Raw genomic sequence first — 9,547 nt, 5'->3', positions numbered from 1 at the left:
AAAATACCTTAAATTATCTAAACGAATGTGAAAAATCCCTCCCAAAACACACTTTTTTTCTCAAAAAAACACCTAAACCATCGTTCTAAAGCCTTAGTGTGGTGCGTCATTTTGAGTTTTTAGGTGAAGAATCTTTATTTAAAAAATGACTGTAATACACAAAGATCCTTCATTTTGCTTCACTCTACTTGGGATAGTAAAACCCTGCCGTTGCAAGTCTTAGAACTGCTCACACAATAAATTTTAAGAAAATTTTGATAGAATTGCTTTGTTTAAGTGGTTAATTTCTTTTGGTGGGAAAGGTGCTACTAATGATAGAAAAGATTTTAAATGTAATTTTGAAGTTGTTAGAAATAGCAAACGAGTTGATTAAATTCATTAACCAACTCTAAAAAACCCTAAAGAATTATAAGAAAGCCTTGCTTAACCTATACTTAAACAAAATCCACGCCAAGAGAGCAAGGCTCTTGGCTTTGCTAAATATCTCATTTTCTTGTCATTTTGAGCACAGTGCACCCGTCATTCTGAGAGCGCCTCTCGTCCTCCACAAAAAACCGTCATTCTGAAGGAGTAAGACGACTGAAGAATCTCTATTTAAAACACCCTTTTTTTAACCCAGCCATTCTGAGCCTTTAGGCGAAGAATCTCTACTCTATCATGTGAGCGTAGCGAAACATCTCTATGCATTACAGCTTTTTCTCTCGTAAAACAAAAACTTCTTTAAAACAGAGATTCTTCGTTTCACTCAAGATGACGAAAAGCCCAAGATGACAATATCACAAATTTTAAGAAAATTTTGATAGAATTGCTTTGTTTAAGTGGTTAATTTCTCTTGGTGGGAAAGGAATTACTATGATAAATAGGATTTTAGATATTGTTTTAAAATTACTAGAGATAGTAAATGAGCTGATTAAATTACTTAATCAGCTATAACTTTTAACATCAATTAAAATTATAAGAAAGCCTTGCTTAACCTATACTTAAACAAAATCCACGCCAAGAGAGCAAGGCTCTTGGCTTTGCTAAATATCCCATTTTCTTGTCATTTTGAGCACAGTGCACCCGTCATTCTGAGAGTGCCTCTCGTCCTCCACAAAAAACTGTCATTCTGAAGGAGTAAGACAACTGAAGAATCTCTATTTAAAACACCCTTTTTTTAACCCAGTCATTCTAAGCCTTTAGACGAAGAATCTCTACTCTATCATGTGAGCGTAGCGAAACATCTCTATGCATTGCAGCTTTTTCTCTCGTAAAACAAAAACTTCTTTAAAACAGAGATTCTTCGTTTCACTCAAGATGACGAAAAGAGAACTCAAGATAACAGTAGAGAATGCTTTTTATATTAAAGTTATTTGTTTGAATTTTATAAACTCGATAGAAAAAATGTAAGTTTGTGTAGAAAAATGGTGGATTTAGCAGGACTCGAACCTGCGACCAACCGGTTATGAGCCGGTTGCTCTAACCAACTGAGCTATAAATCCGTGCTTAAAAAGTAAGAATTATAGCCAAATTTTCTTAAAATTATTTTATATTAAAACTTAATACGAACAATTTTATTAATATTTAAATACCTAAAAGTGATTAAATGCTGCAAAATGCCAAAAAATACCATAAAAGTGGTAAATGAACTTCCGCCATGACTAAAAAACGGCAAAGGAATTCCCACAACAGGTGCAAAGCCTATAGTCATGGAAATATTAACGCCTGTGTATATAAAGATAAATAATGCAATGCAATTAGCAATCACTTTGGTAAAATAATCATTTTTAAATTTATGATTAATACTTAAAATATGAAAAATGAGCAAAGCATAAAGTAAAACCAAGATAAATCCGCCGATAAATCCATACCTTTCAACCAAATAAGCAAAGATAAAATCACTCGTTGAGATAGGTAAAAATTTAGAATGCGTTTGCGTGGCTTCCTCGTGTGCCTTTCCTGTTAGTCCGCCATTTCCTATAGCGATGATGGACTGCGTGACTTGATAACTTGGCTCTTCTGCTAAAAAATCATGAATTCTTTGCTTTTGATAAGGCTTTAAAAAATGAGTATAGATAATAGGTGATACAATGGCTAAGGCGATGAAAATACTTAGCCAAATTTTATAATTTACCCCTATAATAAAAAGCATTCCAAAACCCACGATAAGCAAAACAGTAGCCGTTCCAAGATCGGGTTCTTGCGATATTAAGACAAAAGGCAAGAGTATGTAAAAGCTGAGTTTGAGAAAAGATTTAAGATTGTATCCTTTCTCAGGCGGTGGATTAGAATGTATAAGATAAGCGAGCATGAGGATAAAAAAGGGTTTAAAAATTTCAGAAGGCTGAATGGTAAAATTGATAATAGGTATCAAAAGCCACCTTTTAGCGCCCAATTTTTCTATACCAAAAATATCCACGCTTAAAAGCAAAGCAATACCTACCCAATAAAAAGTCGGTATGAGCCATTGAAATTTTTTAATCGGCAACAAAAAACACACAGTAAAAGCTAAAAAACCTATACAAATGTAAATGAATTGTTTTTCAGCTAAAGCCACATTGGCTTCTATAACCAAAATAAAAGATAAAAGGATAATGGGTAAAATCAAAATAGGCTGGACAAAATCAAAATGAGTAAAAATTCTTCTATCAAATTTAAGCAAATGAGTAACCTTTGTTAAAAATACTGCATTATTATATGCTAAAATTTTAACTTTACAAAGCAATTAGGGTAGAAAATGCAAAATTTTTCGGTAGATTCTTGTGTGAGATTGGATGTTTTTTTAGCAAAAAAATTAAACCAAAGCCGCAATCAAGTTTCTATGCTCATTAAAGATAATCATATCAAAGTAAATAATCAAATTCAAAACAAGGCTTCCTTTGTGCTTAAAATTGATGATGAAATCAGCGTGCAATTCCCAAAAGCAAAAGAAATTCAAAGCGATTTTGAGCCTAAATTTGATATAGAAATTTTATACGAAGATGAGTATTTGCTTGTTTTAAACAAACCGCCTTTATTAACCGTGCATGGAGCAAGTAGCGTAAAAGAAGCCACGCTGGTGGATTGGCTTATGTCTAAAAATTATGTTTTATCAACGCTAAATGGCATAAATCGCGCAGGACTTGTTCATCGTTTAGATAAAGGCACAAGCGGAGCTATAGTCATTGCAAAGGATAATCATACGCATCAAAAATTAAGCGAGCAACTACAAGATAAAAGTATGGGAAGGTATTATTTGGCTTTGATTGATTTACCTTTAAAAGAAGATAAAATCATCGCTCAAAAGGCTCTTGCAAGATCTTTGCATAATAGAATGAAAAAAATCAGCGTGGAATTTAGCGAGGAAAATTTGAAAAAATTTGGCTCACTTAAAAACGCAAAAACGGCATTTATCAATCTTTTGAGCGCACAAGGAGTGAATTTAATCGCCGCCAAGCTTTTTACAGGGCGCACTCATCAAATCAGAGCCCACCTTGCGGACTTAAATCGCCATATTTTAGGCGATGAGCTTTATGGCTATAAGGGCAAGGAAAAATTTACAAGAGTGATGCTCCATGCGTATTTTGTGTATTTTTTTCATCCAAAAACAAAAGAAAAATTATATATTAAAGCACCTTTGTTTGATGATTTTGATACAATTCTAAAAAAAAATTATAAAGGAGAGGAAAATGAAAAAATTTCACTTGAGTTTATCACTAGGACTTTTGGCACTTTTGTTTAATGCGTGTAGCGTTTCGCAAATGCCAAATTCTTCATCGCAAAGCGAACAAATCAACGCAAGTTTGCCAAAGATTGAAAATTTAAAAAGTATGAGTGATATGAGCAATGTTGCTTTTGAATGGCAACCTTTGTATGATCAAAATATCGACGGTTTTTATCTGTATAGATCAAGCGAACAAGAGCCAGAATTTAAGCTTGTAGCGCAAATTAAAAACAAATTCCAAACCCATTATGTTGATGATGATTTAGAGCCAGGAACGAAATATTACTACACGCTAAAAACTTTTAATAATCAAAAACATATTTCAGAGCAAGGTGCTGTGGTTGAGGTGATGACTGAGCCAAGATTTGATTCTGTGACCTTTGCGCAAGCCATTACAAATTTACCAGGAAAAACCAAGCTTATATGGAGACCGCATACGGATTTAAGGGTTAAATCTTATATCATAGAAAGATCGCGCAGTGCAGAAAATAAATTTGAAAAAATTGCAGAAGTGAGAAACCGCTTAAATGCTGAATACATAGACGAAAATTTAAAACCAAATGAAAGTTTTGATTATAGGATTATTTGTGTAACTTTTGATGGCATTAAAAGCAATCCAAGTCAAATCATTAATTCCACTACAAAAGCCTTACCGCCACAAGTGGAGCATTTAAGTGCTAGTCAAGATGCGGCCAATAAAATCATTTTAACTTGGGATAGTGTGCCTTATGAGGATTTTGACTATTATAAAGTTTATGCGACAAGTAGTAGCTTTTTACCTTATACGACTATAGCAAAAACACAAACTAATAGCTATGAAGACTATATACAAGGCGTTGATGAAACTAAGTATTATAAGGTAACTATGGTGGATAAAGATGGACTTGAAAGCCCTATGCCAAAAGAGGGAGTGCAAGGTAAAACTCTAAGCTCTCCTTTGGCGCCAAGTATTATTTTATCAGCCATACGAGAAGATGGAGTGGAGCTTGAGTGGGCAGATGGGGATAATAGAGCGAGTGAGTATACACTCAAACGCTATGGGGGTAAACAAGATGCGATATTTAAAGGCTTGAAAGATAAAAGATTTAAAGACACTACCATAGAAGCAGGTGTTAGCTACACTTATGAAGTTATCGCTATAGATCAATACGGACTTGAGTCAAAACCTTCAGGACGCATTAGAATAGGAAAATAATGCCAAATTTTAAATGTAAAAAACTCATAAATTTAAATTTTCCACGCCAAAGCGAGGGTGTGGAATTTCTTTGGAAAGCTTGTAATGAGAAAGTAGAGCTTGTTTTAACGCGTTTTGAGAATGAAAATTTTTTCATACAAATCAAACAAGATGAAAAAGGGAATTGGATCATTAAGGGTGATAAGCACAGCAAACCTTCAAAAATAGGGTATTTGCAAAAAGCTTTATTGGAATTTAAAAAGAATTTTTGCGATGAAATACTTAGCGAAGCAGTGGCTTTAAAAAGCACTAGACTTGTTGAGAAATCACCTTTAATTGCTAGCAATTTAAAAGAGCTTTTAAGCAAGCTTGAAACAAAAAGGCAAATTTATATAGAGATAGGTTTTGGATCGGGTAGGCATTTGCTTTTTCAAGCTAAGAAAAATCCTGAAATTTTCATCGTGGGTATAGAAATTTATACTCCTGCTTTAGAGCAAGTAGCAAAGCTTGCAAAAGAGCAAAAGCTTGATAATGTTTTACTCATAAAAAGTGATGCAAGACTGCTTTTAAGTGTTTTAAAATCAAATTTTATTGATAAAATTTTCCTTCATTTTCCAGTGCCTTGGGATAAAAAACCTCATAGGCGTGTTGTGGGAGAAAAATTTGCTAAAGAATGCCAAAGGGTTTTAAAGCAAGATGGATGCTTTGAAGTGAGAACAGATAGTCGTTTGTATTTTGATTTTACTTTGGAAACTTTTTTAAATTTTACGCATTTACAAGCCCAAATTCATAAAAATAAAGACTTGCAAATTTCAAGCAAATATGAAGACAGATGGAAAAAACAGCAAAAGGATATTTACGATCTTATCATTAAGATAAAAGATGAGAGTTTGCAAAAACAAGATTTATCAGATTTTGGCTTAGAAGAATTGCAATTAAATCAAAATGATTTGCAAAAGATAAAAACACAATTTAAAAATGAGACCTTTGCGAAGGAAAATTGCTTTTTGCATTTTGAAAATATTTACCAAAAAGATGAAGAGCTTGTGATAAAAATAGCTTTTGGAGCTTTTAATCAGCCTGAACATTGTTATTTGATTTTAAATGATAGTATGACTTTTCTTTTTGATGAACCTTTTAAAACCGAAGAAAATCTACAGGCTTTGAATTTATTAAAAGAAAAAATTAAAAATTATTTATAAAAATGTCAAATTTTCTTGATTTTTAAGTGAAAATAAAAGAGAATAAAAAATTTAAATTTAGCTAAGGAAATAAAGATTGATTAGAGCGCAAAATCTGTGTTTGGGTTATGATGAACTTGTGATAAAAGATGCAAATTTTACATTCAACCAAGAGGATTTTATTTTTATCACAGGAAAGAGTGGAAGCGGAAAAAGCACACTTTTAAAATCTTTTTATGGAGATTTAGATATTTCATCAGGTAAGCTTGAGGTGTATGAAAATTCCATGAAAAAAATAGGGAATTTGGAGCTTTTAAAATTAAGACAAAAAATAGGCATCATTTTTCAAGACTATAAACTCATTCAAGAATACAGTGTGGAAAAAAACATTATGCTTCCTTTGATGATAAAAGGATACAGTAAAAAAATTTGCAAAGATCAAGCCACTAAGCTTTTAAAGCATGTAAATTTAAGCTTTAAAGCCGATAAAATGCCAAATCAACTTTCAGGTGGCGAGCAGCAACGCGTCGCTATGGCAAGGGCTTTAGCGCATAATCCAAAACTTTTGCTTTGTGATGAACCTACGGGCAATTTAGATGAGTATTCTTCGGATATCATTTGGACTTTGCTTAAATCAGCTAAAGAATTGCTTGGTACTTGCATTGTTGTGGTAACCCATAGAATTCCAAGTAATTTAAGGCTTAATTACCGAAGATTTGAAATAGAAAATGGAAAAATCAATGAAATTCTTTAAAACGCATTTATCTCTTATCATTCCTTTGATATTTATGATGTTTGCCTTTGAATTTATCTTATTTTTAAATGCAACTTTAAGACATTATGAAGAAAAATTAAACAAAGATTATAATATCATACTCATTAGCTCTATAAAACTGGATGAAAATATTTTAAAAACTCAAATTTCAAATATTTCATCTTTGCAAATTTTAAATCCCAAAGATTTAATCGATCGTTTAAAAAGCGATATTTCGGATAAAAATTTAAAGGTTTTGCAAAATTCTTTACCCTTTTTTTATAGTGTGAAACTTGAAAATTTACTCAATCAAAATGAGCTGAATTCTCTAAAAGAAAAATTGCTTAAATTGCCTTCTGTGAGCAGGGTTGAAACCTTTGCTAAAACACACGATAAAATTTATACCTTGCTTGTGCTGATTAATGCTGTTTTTTGGGTATTTTTGTTTATTATTATTTTATTAAGTCTTGCTCTGCTTTTAAAGCAGATGAAAATTTGGCTTTATGAGCACAGTCAAAGGGTGGAAATTATGGTTTTATTTGGTGCGCCTTTTTGGTTTCGCTCTTTAGCGCTTTATAAAATGGTGTTTTTTGATTGTTTGATTTCTTTTATTTTATTGCTTTTACTTTTTACTAAAGGTTATGAATCATCCTTGGTGCAAGAAAGTTTAGCAAACATTGATATCAGTTTGCCTCAGGTGAATTTTTTATTTCAGTTAGGCGGAGTTTTTGTTTTTACGCTTTTTATTTGCTTATTGTGTGTAAATTCTGTGATGCTTAAGGTTAAGAAAAAATGAGAATCATTTTATGCCTTTTGTGCTGTTTTTCTTTGCTTTGTGCTAAAACAAGCATCAACGAACAAACTAAAAATTTAAAAGAAAATGAAAGAATTCAACGCCAACTCAATAAAAAACTTGAAGATTTGGCCGTCGATATTTTAAATAGCGAAAAAAAACTTAAGAAATTGGCAAATGATATTGAAAAGCTTAGCGATGAAACAAAAAAACTTGAAAAAAATGCCAAAATTCAAAGCCAAGAATTAAGCACCCTTAACGCGCAAAATGAAGATTTGGTAAAAAATAGAAATATTATGGAAAATAAACTTGTAGATTTAATTGCTAAAGATTTTGTGTATGATTTGCCTATCCCAAAGGGTTATTTAGAAAGTGAAGAGAGTTTTATGGCTTTTGAAGTTTTAAAAAATCTTGATGCTATTTTAACCAATGAGCTTTACCAACTCTCAAAAGATTATGAAAGTATCAATAAAACCATCAATGAAAAACAAAGTCAAATTAGAACCATTAACATCAGTTTAAAAGAATACAATAAAAGATTAGAGAAGCTTCAAGAACTTAAGCAAAACCAAGAAAATGAAATTAAAAAGCAAAAAATGGATAAAGAAATTTATACTAAAAAACTCAGCACTCTTAAAGATCAGCAAGATGAGTTAAGAAAAACACTGGCCGAGTTAAAAATCATAGAAGAAAAAAAGCTTAAAGCGCAAAATAAGGAAAAAGAAGAGATTAAAAATGCCGATAGCGAAGAAATAAGAAGGCTTGGAAATGGTTATCAAGGTGGTGCGGTTAAAAAATATTCCGGTGCTAAAACTATTGCGCCTTTAGATTCTTTTATTGTAAAGCAAAAATTTGGAAATTATACCGATCCTGTTTATAAGATTAAAATTTTTAATGAAAATGTTGTTTTAAAGAGCAAAACTCCTGATGCGGTTGTAAAAAGCATTTTAAATGGAAAAATAGTTTTTGCCAAAGATACGAATATGCTTCAAAAAGTGGTTATTGTAGAGCATTCTAATGGAATTCATACTATTTATGCCCATTTAGATAAGATAGCGCCAACCATTCAAGTGGGAAAAAATGTAAAAAAAGGCGCGGTATTAGGCAGAGTAAAAGATGAATTAACTTTTGAAGTGACACAAAAAAATTTTCATATCAATCCTTTGGAGTTGATTAGTTTAAATTAGCTAAATTTAAAGCGTTTTAAAATATAATTTCAAGTTTGTTAAGGAGAAATGATGCGAGAGAGAAAAAGGGTATTAGTAAAATTTTCAGGCGAGGCTTTGGCTGGAGAGAGTGGATTTGGTATAGAAAATTCCATTCTTAAATTCATAGCTTCGGAGATTAAAGAATTAGTTCAAAATAATATAGAAGTGGGTATAGTTATAGGTGGAGGAAACATTATCCGCGGTGTTTCAGCTGCTAAGGGTGGATTGATTAAACGCACGAGTGGTGATCATATGGGGATGTTGGCTACAGTGATTAATGCCATTGCAATGCAAGAAGCTTTAGAAAGCGCAGGACTTGATGTTAGGGTTCAAAGTGCAATACAAATGGAAGCTTTTTGTGAAACTTATATAATGCGTCGTGCTCAAAGACATTTAGATAAAGGTCGTGTGGTAATTTTTGCTGCAGGTACTGGAAATCCTTATTTTACAACAGATACTACAGCGATTTTAAGAGCGGTAGAAATTGACGCAGATGCTATTATTAAAGCGACAAAAGTGGATGGAATTTATGATAAAGATCCTAAAAAATTTGATGATGCAGTGTTTTTAAATACTTTAACTTATGATGAAGCAATGCAAGATAATATAAAAGTTATGGATGATACAGCCATTGCTTTAGCTAAGGATAATTCTTTGCCTATTATAGTGTGTAATATGTTTGAAACAGGAAATTTATTAAAAATCATACAAGGAGACACCTCTCTTTGTTCGGTAGTAAAAAATTAAAAGGAGAA

The 9,547-nt window shown here is 32.1% G+C and carries 8 protein-coding genes and 1 tRNA gene; 7 read left to right on the top strand and 2 right to left on the bottom strand.

All coding sequences use genetic code 11. The features are described from left to right. Positions 1-1,404 precede the first annotated feature (1,404 nt). Positions 1,405-1,481 (bottom strand) — tRNA-Ile (locus AAH949_RS07085). Positions 1,482-1,531: 50 nt separating this feature from the next. Further along, the gene (locus AAH949_RS07080; protein WP_134238160.1) at positions 1,532-2,641 is read right to left on the bottom strand and encodes an FtsW/RodA/SpoVE family cell cycle protein; all 1,110 of its coding nucleotides are present in this window, start codon (positions 2,639-2,641) and stop codon (positions 1,532-1,534) included. Between the two features lie 75 nt (positions 2,642-2,716). Between AAH949_RS07080 and AAH949_RS07075 the strand changes: the two genes are divergently transcribed. The 7 genes from AAH949_RS07075 (at position 2,717) to pyrH (ending at position 9,539) form a co-directional block, all read left to right on the top strand. Next, positions 2,717-3,700, top strand: coding sequence for an RluA family pseudouridine synthase (locus tag AAH949_RS07075; RefSeq protein WP_348518339.1), 984 nt, complete (start codon positions 2,717-2,719; stop codon positions 3,698-3,700). Continuing rightward, entirely contained in the window at positions 3,648-4,877 is a 1,230-nt protein-coding gene (locus AAH949_RS07070) for a fibronectin type III domain-containing protein (RefSeq protein WP_134238158.1), read from the top strand. The genes AAH949_RS07075 and AAH949_RS07070 overlap by 53 nt, the downstream gene beginning before the upstream one ends. Next, complete coding sequence (trmB, locus tag AAH949_RS07065) at positions 4,877-6,058, top strand: tRNA (guanosine(46)-N7)-methyltransferase TrmB (protein WP_348518338.1); 1,182 nt, start codon at positions 4,877-4,879, stop codon at positions 6,056-6,058. Before AAH949_RS07070 ends, trmB begins: the two co-directional genes overlap by 1 nt. Positions 6,059-6,134: 76 nt before the next feature. After that, complete coding sequence (locus AAH949_RS07060; RefSeq protein ID WP_134238156.1) at positions 6,135-6,791, top strand: ABC transporter ATP-binding protein; 657 nt, start codon at positions 6,135-6,137, stop codon at positions 6,789-6,791. Continuing rightward, positions 6,778-7,587, top strand: coding sequence for an FtsX-like permease family protein (locus tag AAH949_RS07055; protein WP_134238155.1), 810 nt, complete (start codon positions 6,778-6,780; stop codon positions 7,585-7,587). The genes AAH949_RS07060 and AAH949_RS07055 overlap by 14 nt, the downstream gene beginning before the upstream one ends. Then, the gene (locus tag AAH949_RS07050) at positions 7,584-8,771 is read left to right on the top strand and encodes a peptidoglycan DD-metalloendopeptidase family protein (protein WP_348518337.1); all 1,188 of its coding nucleotides are present in this window, start codon (positions 7,584-7,586) and stop codon (positions 8,769-8,771) included. Before AAH949_RS07055 ends, AAH949_RS07050 begins: the two co-directional genes overlap by 4 nt. A 51-nt stretch (positions 8,772-8,822) precedes the next feature. Then, on the top strand, positions 8,823-9,539 hold the full coding sequence (gene pyrH / locus AAH949_RS07045; RefSeq protein WP_134238153.1) for a UMP kinase: 717 nt from the start codon (positions 8,823-8,825) through the stop codon (positions 9,537-9,539). Positions 9,540-9,547: the final 8 nt, after the last annotated feature.

This window comes from Campylobacter sp. CCS1377 (assembly GCF_040008265.1).
Lineage (GTDB): Bacteria > Campylobacterota > Campylobacteria > Campylobacterales > Campylobacteraceae > Campylobacter_D.
Note: the sequence above shows the minus strand (reverse complement) of the source record. Positions and strands in the feature narration are given on the sequence as shown.

Coding starts and splice junctions, on each gene's coding strand:
- AAH949_RS07075 (WP_348518339.1), top strand. CDS start 2,717: ATGCAAAATTTTTCGGTAGATTCTTGTGTGAGATTGGATGTTTTTTTA.
- AAH949_RS07070 (WP_134238158.1), top strand. CDS start 3,648: ATGAAAAAATTTCACTTGAGTTTATCACTAGGACTTTTGGCACTTTTG.
- trmB (WP_348518338.1), top strand. CDS start 4,877: ATGCCAAATTTTAAATGTAAAAAACTCATAAATTTAAATTTTCCACGC.
- AAH949_RS07055 (WP_134238155.1), top strand. CDS start 6,778: ATGAAATTCTTTAAAACGCATTTATCTCTTATCATTCCTTTGATATTT.
- AAH949_RS07050 (WP_348518337.1), top strand. CDS start 7,584: ATGAGAATCATTTTATGCCTTTTGTGCTGTTTTTCTTTGCTTTGTGCT.
- pyrH (WP_134238153.1), top strand. CDS start 8,823: ATGCGAGAGAGAAAAAGGGTATTAGTAAAATTTTCAGGCGAGGCTTTG.